A 17,639-nucleotide genomic window follows, 5' to 3' on the forward strand; every position below is an offset into this window, starting at 1 on the left:
CTTTTACTAATAGAAATACACTATTTATAATAAAATATTTTTATTCTTTTATCCCTTCAAGTCTTTCCTTCGTATTAATTTCTTCTCCACTTATACGCTTTTCAAAAGACTTTCTCCAACTACATGAAAGTGCATTTACTTCTAATATCCTTTTTACCCCTTCAATATTTTGTTTTTCCTTATGCATGATACGATTAGCAAACGCTACTGAAACACCTTTTGGATCAGACTGTAGTTTTTTTAAGGTATCGACTGATGATACCCATCCTTCTTTTAATACACGAAAATAAAATCCTGTATATCCTGTTTCTTGAAAATATAGTGGTAACTTTGGAATATTATATTTTTTTGCTAATTTAAAACAAGGTTGCCTTGGCTGTGTTACCTGTACGATTGCCTGTCCTAGCTCAAACGTATCACCAATACAAACATCCTCTTCGCGCATACCACTAACTGTTATATTTTCTCCGAAAGCCCCATATACAAGATCTTGATTCAATTCTTTTTCCCAGTATGGATAGTGATCACCAGTATAAACACAAACTGCTTTATCTACTCCTCCATGATGAACTAAGTCAGCTTGTCCATCCCCATTAAATTTTACAAAGGATAAATATACCGGTTCTTTTACTTGTTTCTTATTTATGCCTGTATGAATTACCTTTCCGCCGTATGTAACCTCTTTTGGTAATCCTATATTTAAAGATAATAATTGATATTCATTAGCCATTCTATTTCCTCCTTTACAGGTGTTACATGTATTTTCTCTCGATTAATTTTTACAAACCTCTCTGTTATATAAAGATGATTATAAAATCTCTAAAATCATTGTTCAATTCAATTATTTATATAATAATGATAGGTATAACCTATTATTATACTTGAGGTGATTCCAATCGAATTACGACAACTTGAATACTTTTTAGCTGTTTCAAAAGAATTACATTTCACAAAAGCAGCTGAGAAATTAAATATTTCACAGCCTTCTCTAAGTCAACAAATACGTGCATTAGAGCATGAAGTAGGAATGCCACTTTTCGATCGAATTGGTAAAAAAATATCTTTAACTGAAGCAGGGAAGATTTTATTATCACATAGTAAAACCATTTTTCATGAAGTCGAACAAGCTCGTTCAGCTATTCAAGACCTAAACGGATTACAGCAAGGTTCCTTAACAATAGGGGCTTTGTTAACCGTCGTAAATTATTTACTACCACCAGCTATTTTAAATTTTAATAATTTATATCCCAATATAGAGCTTTCTGTATTAGGGCTTCGTACAGGAGATATTCGTGAAAAATTATTACAAAACGAACTAGATATTGGAATTACATTTCTCCCGGTGCAAGATAAAGAGATTATCTCCATCCCTCTATACAAAAGCGATCTTACATTAGTCGTGCCCACTGGTCATCGATTAGCTGAACGTAATCATGTATCTATTGCTGAATTACAGAACTACCCTTTAATTCTTTTACCTAAAAATTTCTTTTTAACCGAACTAATTACATCTCATTGTCAAAAATTCAACTTTAAACCAAGGCCAATTTTAGAAATTAGTACGATGGAATCTTTAATCCAAATGGTTTCCAAAGGAATGGGAATTACAGTGTTACCCAAACCATATATAGACTTTTTACAAAATAAAAACATTCAATCTATTAAAATAGAAACCCCTACTCCAACAATTGAAATAGGGCTAATTTATAGAAAAGATAAATATATGTGTGCTGCAACTCGAAAATTTATTGAGCAACTAAAAATCACAGTACGTTCTTTCCAAAACTAAACAAAAGAGATTATCCTATGAAACCGTTTCACAACGATCTAGTAGAATAATCTCTTTTCAAAACAAAGTAAACATTATATTTAACTCTTATAAACTTTAATGTACCTTTTTAGATATTGGAATATATTTTGTAAAATATGCACCAACTAGCAATAATACAATTGAAAATAACCAAGTAAAAGCACCGCCAAAATGAAACCAATATGCAAACATATTTAAGATTGCAAGTGAAAAGAAGCAAATAGAAGTTAACGCACTTTTCAATCCTTTTATCCCAGATTTTTTTCTCTTTTGATAAGCAATATACATCGCAATAATAAGAAAAAAGATAAGGACAAATGGTAACATAACTTTCAGCATTGGTAATCCCTCCAGTGTAAATGCACTCTTTACATCACCATCTTATCCCATTTATCTTTTAGGTATCAATTCATTCTTATCTTCCTTCCAAAAGTCAGTATAAGTTTTATTTTTAAAGTTCACGTTCACCTCAGAAAACGGCATACTTCCTCCAACTTTCAATGAATACCAGTCGTTTAAAAGTGGTGATCCGAAACAAATCTTCATTGTACGATCATGTAAATCGAATAATACAGAATGTAAAGTTCCAAACCATTCTTCATAGTTATGCACAGTAAGTCCAGCAGGATATTCTTCTTCTACTAACTTTTTTAAAGACTCTATGCTTACTTGTTCACATCTATTTAAATGCTCATGTAAAAGGTAATATCTCTTTGTTGATTGTTCTAATTTCCTATTATTTAATTTCTGAATTGATGAACTAACTGCATGGTTTGTTGATACAATAAAAGCTTGTTTTTCATCATCAATCGTTATTGTGGATTTATGACCGTCCAATATTTCAATATATGCTGCATTTAAAGGATCAGCTATTATTAAATTAATATTACTAGCAATTGGGATTTCTTCTATTAGTAACTTAGCTTCCTGCACATTTTTACATTTCTCCAACAACAATCGAATTACCGCAAAACATTGTAAACCACTCACCATTGGCTTTCTTAAACCTGCAATATTTCCTACTGGTTGACCACATGCTGAAAATGTAACAGCTAATCCATGCTCGTTAACCCCTTCCGTTCGGCCAAAATATTGAGTAGAAAAGCCACTATGTGCATACGCACCTTCAACATGAGTTGAACAAAAACGCATATCATCTATTACTGGTGACAAATCATAATTCCTTAATACATATGTGTGCTCTAAATCGGTCTTTTTAGGTAATACTGCACAATGACTACAACCTGCTTTCAATAGTGTTTGATAGTAATACATCATATTTTTTGAAGGAATTTTTAACACTTCACAAAACCCCTCAATTTCTTCATTTATGCCTGGACAATGTTTGTTTAGTATATTTCTCGATTCTGTCCAATGGTTATTAGATATTACATTTTCTTCGTGTATAAATTGCGGGATGAGATACGGATTTTGTTTCACGAATTCCCCTTGTTGCTTTCCAATCTCATAATAACTTCCTTTTAATGATGAAAAATTCCCCTTTACTTGATACATCAAACTCCCCCTCACATTGGATATATCCATATCGTACCAAATGGATTTCATTCATCCTTGATGTTTTTTACTATCTTTCTTTAACACCATCCCATTTTAATATCTCCACTAATAATTATTTACTAGACAATTAAAGTTTTGTTAATATTGCTGTAATAGCTTTATTTCAAAATAAAGTAGTTTGGATATCAAATGAGCAAAATACTTTGTTAAACCCACTTATAAGCAATCATCTAATTCATGAAATCAAAAAACTTATTTATCAAAATAAAAGGAGAATTTATGTATGAGTAGTTGCAAACCAATTGATAAATTAACTATTGAGGACCTAAAACAAAACCCCATTTGGGAATGGGTAATAGATGAAGAGGAAAACGAAGAACATGACGAAACATGGGTAAAACCAGCGGCAACTACTAATTTTACAGAAGAATTAAACGGTTCAATCGTACTAGGCGAATTATTCTTACATAATGGTGAAAAATTCCCTATGATGTGTGAAATTGATATTGAAGGTGACGAGGCCGTAATTCGTTCTGTTGTTTATTATAAGGAAGCAAAAAATGAGTATATTGCTATAGAAGATATTGTGAAAACGGTCGAAATGCCGTTATCGATTATTATTAATCTTACAATTCATGCAGAATCCAAAACCTTACGCTTCACTGCACATAAAGTAGACATTTATAAAAATTCAATAACGACTAATTTTAATTAAAGTCGGCCGAAATAAAGAAAACAATTATGAAATACAAACTGGGGAGTCATTAACGATTCCCCAGTTTTTTAAACTATATTAAAGTATCCCCTTTTCCACTAAAGTCTCTGCAATTTGAACTGAATTCCAAGCCGCACCTTTTAATAGGTTATCGGAAACAATCCAGAGGTGGAATCCGTTTGGCGTATCAGGATCTTTACGTATTCTTCCGACAAATGTATCTATTTTCCCTTCTGCATATAATGGCATTGGATACAGCTGTTCACTAGGGTTATCCTGCAAAATAACACCTGGTGCATCCATTAGTATTCCCTTGATTTCCGCAACGCTTGCTTCTTTTTCCAGTTCTATATAAACCGATTCTGAATGCCCCGATACAACTGGAACACGTACACAAGTAGCTGCCATTTTCAAGTTTTCATCTTCTAATATTTTCTTCGTTTCTTGAATCATTTTGACTTCTTCAAAAGTAAAATCATTGTCTGTAAATATATCTACTTGAGGCAGTACATTAAATGCTATTGGATAATGTTTTTTATCTTTTTTCACCGGTAATATATCACTCTTCACTTCTTCACCTGCAAGTATAGACTTAGCCTGCTCTCGTAATTCATGAATCGCATGAATGCCAGAACCCGATACAGCTTGATATGTTGAAACGATAATTCTTTCTAAACCAAATGATTTTCGAATCGGCTGAAGTGCTGTTACCATCTGTAGTGCTGAACAATTTGGAACTGCAATGATACCTTTATGCTGTTTTAAAGTGTGCGCATTCACTTCCGGAACAACGAGCGGTACACCTTGTGCCATTCGGTACTCACTTGTGTTATCAATTACAATCGCACCACTAGAAACTGCATGAGTTACAAATTGTCTAGATACTTCTCCCCCAGCGCTAAAAAAGGCAATATCTACACCTTCAAAGCTAGTTGTTTTTGCCTCTTGTATAATTATCTCTCGTCCTTTGAATCTTACTTTCTTACCAGCGGATCGTTTTGACGAAAGCAATGTAACTTCAACTATATTAAACTTCATTTCATTCTCTAACAAGTTCAATAATTTTTTGCCCTACCGCACCTGTAGCCCCAACAACAGCTACATGATAGCCCTTTTTGATCATCTTTTCTCCTCCAATATCACCTGAATGAATATTTCTACAATTTCATTTTATACAGAATTTAATCATTTGGAAAATTAAAATACATGATATAATCATTCACAAATCATGATAATAAAAGAGGGATCGCTTATGGAAATGAGACATGTTAAAACATTTTGCGCCATTGTGAAGTATGGTAATTTTTCTAAAGCTGCGCACGCGCTAGGTTATGCGCAATCTACTGTTACAGCACATATGAAAGCTTTAGAGAACGATTTACATATTCCTCTTTTCGATCGGTTAGGGAAAAAAGTGCTACTTACAAAAGCCGGTCATCAATTTCATCCTTATGCATTAGAATTACTTTCAATATATGAAAAAGCGCAAGAAATCCCCCAAAATACAGATTATTTAGAAGGTACATTAAGTATTACATCTAATGAATCATTAGCGGTATACCGATTACCACAATTATTACGTACTTATAAACAGAAAAATCCGAAAGTAAATATCATGCTTGAAACGAACACAAATGAACAAGCATTACAAAAATTACGTGAAGGAGAAACAGACGTTGTCTTTATAATTGGAGAAAGTATAGAACATAATGATTTTATTACGCGTACTTTTAGTAATGAAACATTTGGATGGATTTTACCAGCTTATTCCTCTGCGCATACAAATCCATTCCAGTTATTACAGGACACCCAGTTCATTTTTACAGAACAAAGCTGCGGCTATAGGCCAATGGTAGATCGTTTTTTACGTCAAAGCGGGAATATTCCAGATAAAACATTTGAAACTTCCAATGTTGAAGTCATTAAACAATCCGTTATGTGTGAGTTAGGCATTTCAATTCTTCCTTATATCGTTGTACAAGAAAGTTGTCAAAAAGAACAACTATGTTTTCAGCCTATCGAAACTCCAACAGTTATTCAAAGTCATGTAATCTATCATAAATCTAGATGGATTTCCCCGGTGTTACAGTCGTTTCTTTCCTTACTTGAACGAGATTAAGATATTAAGAAGTACATTTAAAAAGAGTAATTGCCTAATAAGCAATTACTCTCTTACATTAATTAGTATATTATTTATTAGTCTGTCCGCCACCTGCAATTAATTTACTACCTGAATATGTACCTTTGTTCATAAACAATTGATTAATTAATTCTTTTTGCTCAGCTTCCGACATTACTCCTTTTCCTTCTCCTAAATTCCCACTTTGTAATTTCCAAATCTTATTGTGATCCCCATCAACCTTTTCATATTTCCCTTGTTTCCATCGTTCTAAAATTTCTACATATGTACTTCCCTGCACAAGATCATTACTCTTTACAATATCAATTAAGCTTTCAATCCGCTCTTGTGTAATAAAAATATAGCCCCACTTTTGATCAGCTTTCGCTTTTTGATGTGCCATTTCATGTAATGCTGTCTGTATGTTCTCATCTGTCCATTTAAAATTTTTATTAAAACCACTATTTGGCAATGAATAATTGCCATTCTCTAAAAGCTTTGCATCTTCTGCTTTTACGTTACTATCAGCTAATACTTCTACTGCTGGAGCAGCTGGTGATGCCTTTTTCGCAGTTGGTTTACTATTATTTAAATAATGCAGCATACCATATGTTAAACCTACTCCGATTACCGCCATACCAGCTATAACACCTATTATTTTCAAAAATGTTTTCATCTCACTTGTTTCCTCCCAAATATCTCTGTTCTGACTACCTAATTATTTCTTATATAAAAACTGTTACTTCATTCAAAATATCGCATCCCCTATCATATTATTTATATATACTTGCTCATATTGTATTTCTTTTCCTTTAAAATTGAAAGATTATTCTGTTAAATAATGAAAATATTCTACAAATTTTCCCTTTATATTTATAAAGAAACAAAAAAACAACGAGCGCGTTCTACAACACTCGTTGTTTTTACTTTATGCACGATTTTCTTTTAACCACTTCGTAATCGCATCTAACCTCGAAACATCAAAACGTCTTTCTTCACACACGTTCAAATTTTTTGAGTTTCTCACTATTTCTAATTCATTATTTCTTACACTTTTCGCCTCAATTAATTTACAATACCCATCTGTAACAGTATTTAAATTTTCATAATAACGCTGAAACGATTTTGATATATGTAAATGTTTTTCAAAGTTTCTTCTTCTTTTCGTCTCATCAGATACTTTCCGCTTTCTAAGTTCTTCATCGTTCGTATATAAATAAAAATATTGATCCGGAAAACCAATTTCCCTATTTATCATCTTTTCTTTATAAAAATTTTCTATTAAAGATAATGGCTGATTAAATATATCAAAATGAAAGCACCAATTATAACTAAGTGGTTGATATATATCCCCATCGAGTATTACTAATTCATATTGCTCTGACTTCTGAACAGCTATATTCCAGCGCTCAACTTGTTTTTCAAAATACCATGTTCTATGTTCATTTTTTGGCCTTTCAAATAAAGAATTCACTTCAGCTATTATATAAGCACCATAATTCTTTTCTAATTCACGGCACGTGGTACTTTTACCAACAGCGCTTGCTCCCTCAAATGCTATTATCCCCATAGTTTCCCCCTCTTTCATTAACTAAAATTTCGTTGGTTCGCTTTTCTTCCCCATAACTTTCTCCATAAAACAATTGAAGCGATAGTGAGCATGATTGTTGTAATGATACTACCTTCAATTCCGAACGTGCCTCCATGAAGGAATTCAGGGCCATTTGTTGCAGGTTTAAATAGCGGAGTTGAATATATGGTCATCCCGCTAACTGCAAAACCGTAGACGTTATATTGTGCCCAATTCCAAATGGAATGCCATGCGCAAATCCCCCACAGACTACTGTCTTTTAAAACGTAAAAAGCTGCAAATACACCAACTAATATTATATTCGATATTGAAAGAATTGTAATACCTGGATTAAGTAAATGAAGAAAACCAAATAAGAAAGACGTCACAACAATCCCAACCCATATACGACTTCTAACAGAAAGAACCGGGAATAACCAACCTCGTACAATAATTTCTTCCGTTGCCCCTTGTATTAAAAATGCAACTAGAGATCCTACTATTCCTACTATTACTGTTGAGGTAATATGTTGTACTTGCAATTTCACACTCCCCATTAATAATAGTAGAATAACTGGCGTTGAAATAAATACAAACCCTATTAACGCACCTTTTAAATACTTTCTCATCCATTTCTCTTTCCAAAAGCCAATGGATGAAAAAGGTCTTTTTTCTACAAAACGAACCCATATAAATAAAATAAATATAGCTCCGCCAAACGTTAACACCATTCTAACATTGTCATAAATACCTTTCATGAATATCGTTTCAGCTTTTGGTAAAAATAACATAAATAACATAAAAAGTTCACCTAAAGTCAAAAATATAATGGCTAATATTACAGCAAAGACTGGATGCACCTTTTTTCTCCCTGCTTTTGCTGCTTCAATTATTATAAATGAATTATTTTTCACTTTCTTTTCTCCTTTTATAATATTTAACTACTACCAGCCAACAACCATATTTTACCATAAAAAATACAATATTAATATTTACTCTAAGTTTTTCTTACATGATTTTGCATAAATCCAAATTAGGAATAATATATAAATAAAAGAGGTGCCTTTGTGCCTTTACTATTATCACCCAGATTACTCAGTGGTATTACCAGCACTTGCTATTTCCAACCATTTGTTGTAAGATAGTAATTAAGGTCAATTTAACACTATATTTTCTTTGCATATTATCAAGTATCAATCAGGGACATTTTGTACTCCTTATGGATTTTTGATAATATGTGAACTTTTATTTTCATTCAAATAAGGCCGATCATATTGTAATTTTTCTACTTTTAGGAGGCATTACCATGACATTAACAGGTAAAGTAAAATGGTTTAACAGCGAAAAAGGTTTCGGTTTCATCGAAGTTGCAGACGGTAACGACGTATTCGTTCACTTCTCAGCTATCACTGGCGACGGCTTCAAGTCTCTTGACGAAGGTCAAGAAGTTAGCTTCGAAGTTGAAGAAGGTAACCGCGGACCTCAAGCTAAAAACGTTGTAAAGCTATAATTCAAACAATAAAAAGGTTGTTACCAGCAAGGTTAACAACCTTTTTAATATATAACTAAAATTTTTTACATAAAAGGAGTGGTTACATGTATCGCAATCGAAAGAACGATGTAGCAGAAGTACCACCAGAACAAACCCCTGTTTGGGAATGTGAATCAGAGGATTGTTTAGGATGGATGAGAAAGAACTTTTCATTTGAAGAAGAGCCTAAATGCCCTTTATGTAAAAGTAGCATGAAAAGCGGAGAACGTTTATTACCTAAATTAGGTTAATTTATAATAAAAAAAACCTCTTTTAATTAAGAGGTTTTTTTTATTATAAATTTATGTCCTCAATATCAGTTCGTACTATAGAATACAATAATGCATCGTGTTGCTTATTTCCTTGATGAATATATCCACGCAATAGACCTTCCTTTTGGAAGCCAATTTTAGATAACATTCTACAAGAAGTATCATTTTCAGGATATGTAATAGCTCCAATTCTAAACAAACCTAAATCTTTAAATCCATAATCAATAATTTCTCGAGCTGCTTCCGAAGCGTAACCATTTCCCCAATAACGAGGATGCAGATCATATCCAATCTCAGATCGTTTACTCCATAATTGTAAATTGTTTAGTCCAATTGTTCCTATTAAAACGTTCGTTTCTTTTAACACAATTCCCCATCGTATTGCCTTTTTCTCAAAGTAATTTTTTGAAAAAGATTCGATCATACGTGAAGCTTGTCCAAACTCCGTAAAAGAATTCATACCGTAATAACACGTCACTTCATCCAATGAAAAGATTTCATATATTTTTTGACAATAAGATTGTTCTATTTCAACTAAACGTAAGCGTTCTGTTTCTAATATAGGAAATGCCATAGGATCACTCCTTTCTCTCTACTCATTCATTATATCAGAAAAAATATGTATAATTAGTAAAGTCCTTATTGTTCCATAAGTCAAACATTTCTAATGGCGCATTCCCTCTTTATTCTATATACACGAATTGGATACCTTCTGATTGCGACTCAAACATGACGCTATAATTTCCATAAATCAAATTTTAAATTATCAAGAACTGTAAAGAATTTGTTCCTTCATTTTTTCCTTCTAAACAACCACCCTAGCCCATACATTTATGGTAAAATATAGTTAATCCATTTTACGCTATGGAGGTGTAAAAATCTATGTATATATTCATCGGCTTATCCCTCTTACTCATATTACTTATTTTTTATTCGCAAAAAAATTCACACCAAACTCATTCATGATGACTAGCTTTAAAGGCAATAGCTTTAAGACATTTTCAATCGGTATTTTAATCGCTGCCATACTCTCACTTTCATATGGAACTTATCATGCAGTAACATATCAACCTAGTTATTTAGATATTAAATTAAAAAATCAAAACTATACTGTTTTCGGTAATGTAGGCGAATTCGGTTATTTCTCCGAAGAATTATTAAAAAAAGATACAGAAGTACAACTATATTTCGTCTCTTGGAAAACAATAAAGTTAAAAAATCCGGTAATACTTATAGAATATCCTTCAGGAAAACAAGAAACATGGAAGCCAAATATCGTATCAATACCGGTAAATAAATTACAAGAAAAACTTGATATAAAAGATATTTATCAACTATCACCGTATTCATTTAAAGAGTCTGGAGAAATAATATTAACAATAAAAGAAAACAATGTAAAAAACAATACAATTTCCATTCAAATAAAATAAATAAAAACTGTTCCTCCATTTTGCTGAAGGAACAGTTTTTATTTATTCTACAGTATTATTTATTTAATGTAGCCATTATTTCATTGGCAATATTCTTTCCATTTCCAATACACGCACCAATTCCAACACCGTAATATGAGGCACCAGCTAAATATACATTTGGATAAAGATTTGTCATTTTTTCTTGCAATGCTTGAACCGCTTGATTATGTTCTAAATGATATTTCGGCATTAAATCTTTCCAATTTGTAACTTCAACTACTTCTGGTTCACCTTTAATTCCGAGACTCTTTTCAATATCATATAAAGCGACTCGTACTAATTCTTCTTCACTGTAATCCTTGATTGTTTCATATACCGGATTGGTACTCTTATAAAACATTCTAACTAATAATTTTTGTTTACCCGAAGTATGTTTCCACTTTCGACTTGTCCATGTACAAGCATCACAATGTAAATCACTGTTTTCCGTTACAATAAACCCCGTACCATCAGCTGGTAGTTGTTCATCTAGTATGTCAAATCCTAAATAAATACTTATAAGAGATGAGTTTTTAAATGTATTAAACTGCTCATTTAACTCATTAGACTGTAATAAAGTTTGTGCAATATCATGTGGAGCTGCTAAAACAACATAATCAGCTTGTATTGTTTCATGATTTGCAAAAGAAATCTCATATCGATCTTCTTGTTTACTTACAGCCGTCGTTATAGCACCTTTTTTTACGACAGTTTCAGTCAGCACTTCTTCTAAGCGATTGATTATCGTAGATAGTCCACCTTTAAATGATACGAATTTTTTATTTCCTGCTGATTGAAATTGTTTTTTATTCTCTTCAAAACCTTTAATAATACTTCCATACTTATTTTTATAATCCAGTAAATACGGTAATGTAGATGCCATTGTAAGCTCATTCAATTTACCAGAATATACACCTGAAAGCACAGGAGCAATTTGTCTTTCCACTAACTCTTTCCCTAAAAAGCTTTCTAAAAATAAAGCAAGTGATGTATCTTTCGTAAACTCTTTATTTTTCGTTATGAAATCTTTTAAAGCTACGATTTTCCCCTTCGTTGAGACTAGCGTACTGCTAAACAACGACTGGGCGCTCATCGGTATCCCAAATATAGTATCAGAAGGAATCGGATGTAACATATTTTCAGAATATATGTAAGAAATACCTGTTTCATTATATACCATTTCATCTTCTAAATTTAAATCTTTTACAAGTGGCATAACGTGTTCATTACGAGCAACGATTGAATCCGCCCCTGACTCCATAATGAAATCCTTTTCTTCCACACTATGGATTTTACCACCTAAATACTCTTCTTTCTCAATAAGAATTAAATTTAAATCGATATTATAATCCTTTTTTAATTTTTCTAAATAAAACATAGTAGAAAGTCCCGTTATACCTCCACCGATAACAACAACTGTTTTCATATGTGCTGCGCTCCTAACCGATACAATTAATAATTCCTTTTTATTATAACCAAAAGTCCTTATATTCGACTAGCAAGTTGCGCATTCTGTAAGAAATTAGACAATATATTTTAATATATTTTCAAATTACCTAATAAAAAAGAACTATAACATTTACAAACCCCGTCATAGTTCTCTTTATTTTAAAAACATAAAGTAATTGATTAATTTGTCTAGTTCTTGACTCAATGCCAATACTTTTTCATGTTGAATTCCATAATCCGATACTAAATATAAAAGTTCTTCTTTTTTTATTTCAATTACTTTTTCCAATTTCGCTAGTTCCATGTCGTTTTACATCTCTCCAAAAATAAAATGTATGTATTTCAGTATAGCCTACTTACATAATTAGTAAAAGTAAAATACGCATGTAAAATCTTACATATTTGAAAAAATAATATACTACTAACAAAAAAAGAAACTAGATTAAACATCCTTTTACAGATCATTAACGTTCATTAAGAATGAATAACATAACGGAATTTTTCTAATGTGATATCTTTATAATTTGGAGCTCTCTGTATATGATTAAAATAACTATACGAGAATTTAAATACATGACCAAAATCCCAATCGAATTCACTATAGTCTTTTATCCAAAATATATTTTCAGTTGGTAAAATATTTGCACGTTTAGATTGAATTAAAGGTAATCGATCTATAGGTGAGTGTAAAGTTATTTCCGTATTCAGCTTGAGCTTTTGGCTAGCTCTTAGTACGTATACTAGTTTTAACAGCGGACGTATCCCTCGTTGAAATATATCTATATGTCCTAAATCGTACATTATATTAATTGCGTGGGAGTATGTAAGCAAATGCCCAATTAAATCATGATGTGATTCCGCTCGATAAATACTATTAAATTTCGATAACTCATTTAAAATGAACTGAGATACTTGTGTTGGATTACTCAATTCACTTTGTATCTCCTCTTCAAAACTTAATTGTTTTACTTCTTTCGTCGTATAACCAATCCACGATCTACCTGGAATTGTTTTTCGAAATGATAAAATAAGAGTAGTAATCCCTTCAATTGCTTGATTATCACCCCATTTTTGTAGCTCTTTCATAGCTAATAAACTTAATGACGCATAAATGACGTTATGCCCCACCCAATGAAGCTCATCAATCGTTTGTTCTAAAGATTTTATAATCATATTTTCCGCAATTTTAAAATCTATTTCTTTTTTATCATCAATCATCTCACCAATTTTTTTCTTGTTCAGCATCATCCTTGTTTGCGAATACATATTACGAGCTGTTTCTTCATCAATATTATTATCTTTCATAAAAAAATAACTAGCAATTGCAGCTGCTCCAAAATGTGCATGCCAAATATCATTTGTTTCTTTTTTACATTGAGAAATAATTGAAAGACCGCCTTTCAAAATACTTTTTTCCATTTTCTTTCTCCCCTATTAAAAATCACTATATTTTCATCCTAAAGATGGTGTCAGTACAAATAAAATGTGATTCGATTCATCACTTTTATTCAAAAATCGATGCTTCACATTTGGTGGAATACGTACAACATCGCCTTCTTCTAAAAAATATTCTTTCCCCTCCAATTCCACATACACTTCCCCTTTCATAATAACAGCAATCTCTTCCTTATCTTCATGGGAATAATGGCTTTCTGTTGTGTTTGCTTGTTTATTTAAATCCATCATTAACATTTCAATACGTGCTTTCATAAAATCAGGTGTTAATACATCATATACAATGTGATCATTGTTTTCCCGATATACTTTTTTTCGATCTTTTTTCTTAGAAATGAGCGAATCTGTATCGATATCGTTAATAAAAAGTGTAAACAGCGGTACATTTAATGCTTTTGCAATTAACTCCAAAACATTTAAAGAAGGATTAGCATGTCCTCTTTCAATTTGGCTAATTAGTGATGTACTAATTCCTGCATAATCAGCGAATTCACGAATTGTCATATTATTTTTCTTACGATAACTTAATACTGTTTGTCCAAGCCTATCATGTATCATAGTAAAACTTCCTTTCATCCATCATAATGCATATTTCATTGTCTTTGTGCTGACATACTAAACAAAGGCAAATAATCCTTTCCTATTATCTCCGGGACTTATATACTTACCTTTGTACATTATATCGTATTAAGTTCATTATAATAAACATTCTATCGGAGGGACAAACTTTGAAATCACCTATTCTTTCATATTGCATCTTATTTTTTGGTGTATTCGCCTTATCAACTTCAGCTATTTTTGTAAAATTGGCAGATGCTCCTGCGACAATCATTGCTTTTTACAGATTATTCTTTGCCACACTAATTCTGTTACCGTTATTACTATTTAATAAAAATAGTCGAAATGAGCTAAAAACTTTAACGAAAAAACAATGGGCACTTGGATTCGTATCTGGGCTATTTTTAGCTGCACATTATGTACTATGGTTTGAATCATTACAATATACTTCTGTAGCAAGCTCTACAGTTATCGTAACGTTACAACCTTTGTTCTCAATGATTGGTGGTTATTTTTTATTTAAGGAGAGATTTACGAAAGGAGCAGTTATTGGTTGCCTCATCGCTATTTCAGGTAGTATCATCATTGGCTGGCAAGATTTCCAAATTAGTGGAGAAGCTTTATATGGAGATATTTTAGCATTTATTGCTGCCGGTATCATTACTGCTTATTTTTTCATTAGCCAACACGTTCGTAAAGATTTGTCACTTATACCCTATTCAGTAATTAGTTATGGAAGTAGTGCTGGCTTTCTTGGCATATTTGCTTTCACGCAACAAGAATCTTTCATCCATTACTCTACACAAACTTGGTTGTGCTTTATTGGATTAGCTTTCATTGCTACAATTTTAGGACAAACCATTTTTAATTGGTTATTAAAATGGATAAGTGCTACTGTAATTTCAATGAGTATTTTAGGTGAAACAATTGGCACTTGTATACTAGCGTACTTTATATTACATGAGACCATTTCTTTACAACAAGGACTAGGAATTACCGTTATTTTTATTGGTTTAGTATTATTTTTATTGCAGCCAAGTTCTAATAAAAAAGCATGACAGTATACTGTCATGCTTTTAACTATTGTGTTGTTAAAACAAAGTTGTACACTAAACATTTCCCTAAACCCCATCATTTAATATCCTTATTAATAACAATTAAAACAAAGTTGTACATCAACATTTTTATTAACAAAGTAAATACTGTTTTCTTTTTTGAAGATAGTTGTACAATATTAATACAACTATCTAGATTTTTTCACTACTCGTTGATAAATACGTTTCATTCTAATTATAGGTATTTTTGATTATGAGCTTCCATCATTTTATATAGATATTCTTTTATATCTCCTTCTTCATTTCTTACATATTTACTTATACTAGTTGCAGTTATTAATGTAGATACAGAAACAGCCTTCCCCTTGAACTTAGTATCTAATACATACCGAATCCTTCTCTTTTGAAAATCCTGTAGAGACTCTTCTATTGTAGTAATGTATTCTTTCAATACTGGATGGCGCTCTTTTATTAGGCATCTTTTATGTATACCTAATATTTTTGTAACAGAAGCATACGTTTTTCTTATTAACTTCCCTCTAATTTTTTCATATTTAGCCCAATCATTAACTACTCTTTTTGCTTCTTCTGTAAACATCAAATCTTGATGATGGTAACTGTCTATACTCCTTTTCTTTGAATTTTTTCCCAGATCTTTAGGCGGTAAATGTTCTTTTAACCACGCTCTTTCGTAAATACTTAACCATGCATATACCGCTTTGTTTAAATTCTTTAATCCCCCTCTAGTATAATCTGGGTGTTTTTTTTGTGCTTTTATCCATATACGCTTGTATTGGGCTGCCTTCTTTTCCCGTTCCACCTTCTTCCTGTGTTTTCTTTTTTCTACTTCAAGGTTGTTTTTCTTATCCAATATATACCTTATAGTCGATGGTGAATGTCCTGTTTTCATGGCAATTTCTTTCAGTGTTACTTTATTAGATACAAGCTTACTTAATTCCTTTTCCCATACATGTCCCCTTTGGACAATTCTTTTACTAAATGTAGCAACTTCTAAAGGATTTTGTTCCCATTCCTTGAGTCTATATATATATCCGCAGGTACACTCAAAATCTCCTTGAATTTCTGGGTGCATTCCAAAAATACCGATTTCTACCTTCTCTACACATTTTTTTAAATAATGATTAGCTAGAGGGTTCATGCACACCCATGGCCCCTTTCCAAAAGGTTCATATATATACTCATCTTCAAAAAAGTTTTTTACTGAACCACACAAACATCGCATTATTAAGATGTGTCTAATTGGATGACAAAATTGGATACTACTGTGACTTAAAATATAATTTATCCATGATAATCTTTCATCTATTTGAAATGATGATTCTAACATCCTTAATAGTTTTTGTGAATAATGGTCTTGAAGCAACTCACTTAGTCTCTGATGTCTTTTTAGCACGGGATATCCAATCCCGTTAACTTTCAAAAGTGTTTCATATTTTTCAACATAAAAATCTTGTGAAAAGGATGAAAAGTTTTTATCCAATAAATACTTTACATCTTCTGCAATTCCTATTAATTCATCCACAATTTCACTTTCCAAGAATATTTCATCGCTATTTCTATCATTTAAGCTAGGATAAATAAAATTATGAGACTTAAAATTCTTAATATTAACCAGATGTTTCATTAAAGGTGCTTGATGTTTAATGCATACAAAAACTCCTGGAACTTGGTGTATCCTATTCCAATATCCTTCGCCATAATTTTGATATTGTTCCTTTACACATGCTAAACAATAATATAAATGCTCTTTCGATTTTATATTGCCTTTTTTCGAACTAAATAAATTATGATAAATTTTTGAAGAGCTTCCTTTGCTTAATTCTTCGTACCATTCTTTTGTTTTAAATGGTCTAATAAGCGGAATCAGTGAATGCCTTTCTATAAAATAACTTATGGTAAATATCTCTGAGAACACCTGTAAGTTATCAACTAAACCTTTTAACGCCCCGATGGATTCAATACCAAAGTCAAATCTACTTTTATTAAATAATTTCTCCATAGTAGGATTTTTTGATGAATCTGGACCCCACATATGATATCTAGCCACTATACTATAAAATAATTCATCCTCATACGGCACAGGAAAATAATTAAGCATTCTACATCACCTTGTTC

At 31.8% G+C, this 17,639-nt stretch carries 18 protein-coding genes and 2 pseudogenes; 7 read left to right on the top strand and 13 right to left on the bottom strand.

All coding sequences use genetic code 11. The features are described 5' to 3' along the window. Window positions 1-40: 40 nt before the first annotated feature. A complete protein-coding gene (locus tag ACTFO4_RS18345; protein WP_001262997.1) occupies window positions 41-730 on the bottom strand; it encodes an MOSC domain-containing protein in 690 nt (229 codons plus the stop codon). Between the two features lie 156 nt (window positions 731-886). Here ACTFO4_RS18345 and ACTFO4_RS18350 point away from each other — a divergent pair, with 156 nt between their 5' ends. Then, window positions 887-1,789 (top strand): LysR family transcriptional regulator, encoded by a 903-nt coding sequence (locus ACTFO4_RS18350; protein WP_000612236.1) that lies wholly within the window; start codon window positions 887-889, stop codon window positions 1,787-1,789. 96 nt (window positions 1,790-1,885) lie between these two features. Here ACTFO4_RS18350 and ACTFO4_RS18355 read toward each other — a convergent pair whose 3' ends face one another. Next, on the bottom strand, window positions 1,886-2,149 hold the full coding sequence (locus ACTFO4_RS18355) for a hypothetical protein (RefSeq protein ID WP_016122487.1): 264 nt from the start codon (window positions 2,147-2,149) through the stop codon (window positions 1,886-1,888). Between the two features lie 51 nt (window positions 2,150-2,200). Beyond that, complete coding sequence (locus ACTFO4_RS18360; RefSeq protein WP_017674075.1) at window positions 2,201-3,325, bottom strand: C45 family peptidase; 1,125 nt, start codon at window positions 3,323-3,325, stop codon at window positions 2,201-2,203. Between the two features lie 286 nt (window positions 3,326-3,611). On the opposite strand from ACTFO4_RS18360, the gene ACTFO4_RS18365 reads away from it, so the two are divergent. Further along, a complete protein-coding gene (locus ACTFO4_RS18365) occupies window positions 3,612-4,043 on the top strand; it encodes a hypothetical protein (protein ID WP_017674076.1) in 432 nt (143 codons plus the stop codon). A gap of 78 nt (window positions 4,044-4,121) precedes the next feature. On the opposite strand, the pseudogene ACTFO4_RS18370 reads toward ACTFO4_RS18365, so the two are convergent. After that, window positions 4,122-5,166 (bottom strand): annotated as a pseudogene (locus ACTFO4_RS18370) (aspartate-semialdehyde dehydrogenase). Between the two features lie 129 nt (window positions 5,167-5,295). Between ACTFO4_RS18370 and ACTFO4_RS18375 the strand changes: the two are divergent. Next, window positions 5,296-6,162, top strand: a complete 867-nt coding sequence (locus tag ACTFO4_RS18375; RefSeq protein WP_098584005.1) for a LysR family transcriptional regulator — start codon at window positions 5,296-5,298, stop codon at window positions 6,160-6,162. Window positions 6,163-6,232: 70 nt separating this feature from the next. Here ACTFO4_RS18375 and ACTFO4_RS18380 read toward each other — a convergent pair whose 3' ends face one another. From ACTFO4_RS18380 to ACTFO4_RS18390, 3 genes are all read right to left on the bottom strand, one after another. Further along, the gene (locus ACTFO4_RS18380; protein ID WP_017674077.1) at window positions 6,233-6,838 is read right to left on the bottom strand and encodes a PRK06770 family protein; all 606 of its coding nucleotides are present in this window, start codon (window positions 6,836-6,838) and stop codon (window positions 6,233-6,235) included. Between the two features lie 252 nt (window positions 6,839-7,090). Beyond that, window positions 7,091-7,750, bottom strand: coding sequence for an AAA family ATPase (locus ACTFO4_RS18385; protein ID WP_031312342.1), 660 nt, complete (start codon window positions 7,748-7,750; stop codon window positions 7,091-7,093). After that, window positions 7,750-8,646: a CPBP family intramembrane glutamic endopeptidase gene (locus tag ACTFO4_RS18390; protein WP_061457178.1), complete on the bottom strand. Its 897-nt coding sequence runs from the start codon at window positions 8,644-8,646 to the stop codon at window positions 7,750-7,752. The genes ACTFO4_RS18385 and ACTFO4_RS18390 overlap by 1 nt, the downstream gene beginning before the upstream one ends. Before the next feature lie 392 nt (window positions 8,647-9,038). Between ACTFO4_RS18390 and cspD the strand changes: the two genes are divergently transcribed. Beyond that, complete coding sequence (gene cspD / locus ACTFO4_RS18395) at window positions 9,039-9,242, top strand: cold-shock protein CspD (protein WP_000176366.1); 204 nt, start codon at window positions 9,039-9,041, stop codon at window positions 9,240-9,242. Between the two features lie 86 nt (window positions 9,243-9,328). Beyond that, window positions 9,329-9,514 carry a cold-shock protein gene (locus ACTFO4_RS18400; protein ID WP_000286203.1) on the top strand — a complete coding sequence of 62 codons (186 nt, stop codon included), beginning with the start codon at window positions 9,329-9,331 and terminating at the stop codon, window positions 9,512-9,514. Window positions 9,515-9,557: 43 nt separating this feature from the next. Here ACTFO4_RS18400 and ACTFO4_RS18405 read toward each other — a convergent pair whose 3' ends face one another. Next, complete coding sequence (locus ACTFO4_RS18405) at window positions 9,558-10,109, bottom strand: GNAT family N-acetyltransferase (protein WP_000885396.1); 552 nt, start codon at window positions 10,107-10,109, stop codon at window positions 9,558-9,560. Between the two features lie 308 nt (window positions 10,110-10,417). Here ACTFO4_RS18405 and ACTFO4_RS18410 point away from each other — a divergent pair. Continuing rightward, window positions 10,418-10,965, top strand: a pseudogene (locus tag ACTFO4_RS18410) (hypothetical protein). Between the two features lie 55 nt (window positions 10,966-11,020). On the opposite strand, the gene ACTFO4_RS18415 reads toward ACTFO4_RS18410, so the two are convergent. The 4 genes from ACTFO4_RS18415 to ACTFO4_RS18430 form a co-directional block, all read right to left on the bottom strand. Then, the gene (locus ACTFO4_RS18415) at window positions 11,021-12,412 is read right to left on the bottom strand and encodes a protoporphyrinogen oxidase (RefSeq protein WP_326235646.1); all 1,392 of its coding nucleotides are present in this window, start codon (window positions 12,410-12,412) and stop codon (window positions 11,021-11,023) included. Window positions 12,413-12,589: 177 nt separating this feature from the next. Continuing rightward, window positions 12,590-12,739: an aspartyl-phosphate phosphatase Spo0E family protein gene (locus ACTFO4_RS18420; protein ID WP_000417698.1), complete on the bottom strand. Its 150-nt coding sequence runs from the start codon at window positions 12,737-12,739 to the stop codon at window positions 12,590-12,592. Between the two features lie 170 nt (window positions 12,740-12,909). Further along, on the bottom strand, window positions 12,910-13,854 hold the full coding sequence (locus ACTFO4_RS18425; RefSeq protein ID WP_000415694.1) for a hypothetical protein: 945 nt from the start codon (window positions 13,852-13,854) through the stop codon (window positions 12,910-12,912). A gap of 33 nt (window positions 13,855-13,887) precedes the next feature. After that, window positions 13,888-14,448, bottom strand: coding sequence for a helix-turn-helix domain-containing protein (locus ACTFO4_RS18430; protein WP_000581029.1), 561 nt, complete (start codon window positions 14,446-14,448; stop codon window positions 13,888-13,890). Window positions 14,449-14,618: 170 nt separating this feature from the next. Between ACTFO4_RS18430 and ACTFO4_RS18435 the strand changes: the two genes are divergently transcribed. Next, entirely contained in the window at window positions 14,619-15,506 is an 888-nt protein-coding gene (locus ACTFO4_RS18435; RefSeq protein ID WP_440014048.1) for a DMT family transporter, read from the top strand. Window positions 15,507-15,738: 232 nt separating this feature from the next. Here ACTFO4_RS18435 and ACTFO4_RS18440 read toward each other — a convergent pair whose 3' ends face one another. Next, a complete protein-coding gene (locus ACTFO4_RS18440; protein ID WP_438876697.1) occupies window positions 15,739-17,622 on the bottom strand; it encodes a TnsD family Tn7-like transposition protein in 1,884 nt (627 codons plus the stop codon). Window positions 17,623-17,639: the final 17 nt, after the last annotated feature.

The organism is Bacillus cereus group sp. MYBKT14-1 (genome assembly GCF_051915185.1).
GTDB lineage: Bacteria > Bacillota > Bacilli > Bacillales > Bacillaceae_G > Bacillus_A > Bacillus_A cereus.

What these genes read in the sequence shown, in the direction of transcription:
- ACTFO4_RS18345 (WP_001262997.1), bottom strand. Translation starts at nt 730, where the DNA reads ATGGCTAATGAATATCAATTATTATCTTTAAATATAGGATTACCAAAA.
- ACTFO4_RS18355 (WP_016122487.1), bottom strand. Translation starts at nt 2,149, where the DNA reads ATGCTGAAAGTTATGTTACCATTTGTCCTTATCTTTTTTCTTATTATT.
- ACTFO4_RS18360 (WP_017674075.1), bottom strand. Translation starts at nt 3,325, where the DNA reads ATGTATCAAGTAAAGGGGAATTTTTCATCATTAAAAGGAAGTTATTAT.
- ACTFO4_RS18365 (WP_017674076.1), top strand. Translation starts at nt 3,612, where the DNA reads ATGAGTAGTTGCAAACCAATTGATAAATTAACTATTGAGGACCTAAAA.
- ACTFO4_RS18375 (WP_098584005.1), top strand. Translation starts at nt 5,296, where the DNA reads ATGGAAATGAGACATGTTAAAACATTTTGCGCCATTGTGAAGTATGGT.
- ACTFO4_RS18380 (WP_017674077.1), bottom strand. Translation starts at nt 6,838, where the DNA reads ATGAAAACATTTTTGAAAATAATAGGTGTTATAGCTGGTATGGCGGTA.
- ACTFO4_RS18385 (WP_031312342.1), bottom strand. Translation starts at nt 7,750, where the DNA reads ATGAAAGAGGGGGAAACTATGGGGATAATAGCATTTGAGGGAGCAAGC.
- cspD (WP_000176366.1), top strand. Translation starts at nt 9,039, where the DNA reads ATGACATTAACAGGTAAAGTAAAATGGTTTAACAGCGAAAAAGGTTTC.
- ACTFO4_RS18400 (WP_000286203.1), top strand. Translation starts at nt 9,329, where the DNA reads ATGTATCGCAATCGAAAGAACGATGTAGCAGAAGTACCACCAGAACAA.
- ACTFO4_RS18405 (WP_000885396.1), bottom strand. Translation starts at nt 10,109, where the DNA reads ATGGCATTTCCTATATTAGAAACAGAACGCTTACGTTTAGTTGAAATA.
- ACTFO4_RS18415 (WP_326235646.1), bottom strand. Translation starts at nt 12,412, where the DNA reads ATGAAAACAGTTGTTGTTATCGGTGGAGGTATAACGGGACTTTCTACT.
- ACTFO4_RS18420 (WP_000417698.1), bottom strand. Translation starts at nt 12,739, where the DNA reads ATGGAACTAGCGAAATTGGAAAAAGTAATTGAAATAAAAAAAGAAGAA.
- ACTFO4_RS18425 (WP_000415694.1), bottom strand. Translation starts at nt 13,854, where the DNA reads ATGGAAAAAAGTATTTTGAAAGGCGGTCTTTCAATTATTTCTCAATGT.
- ACTFO4_RS18430 (WP_000581029.1), bottom strand. Translation starts at nt 14,448, where the DNA reads ATGATACATGATAGGCTTGGACAAACAGTATTAAGTTATCGTAAGAAA.
- ACTFO4_RS18440 (WP_438876697.1), bottom strand. Translation starts at nt 17,622, where the DNA reads ATGCTTAATTATTTTCCTGTGCCGTATGAGGATGAATTATTTTATAGT.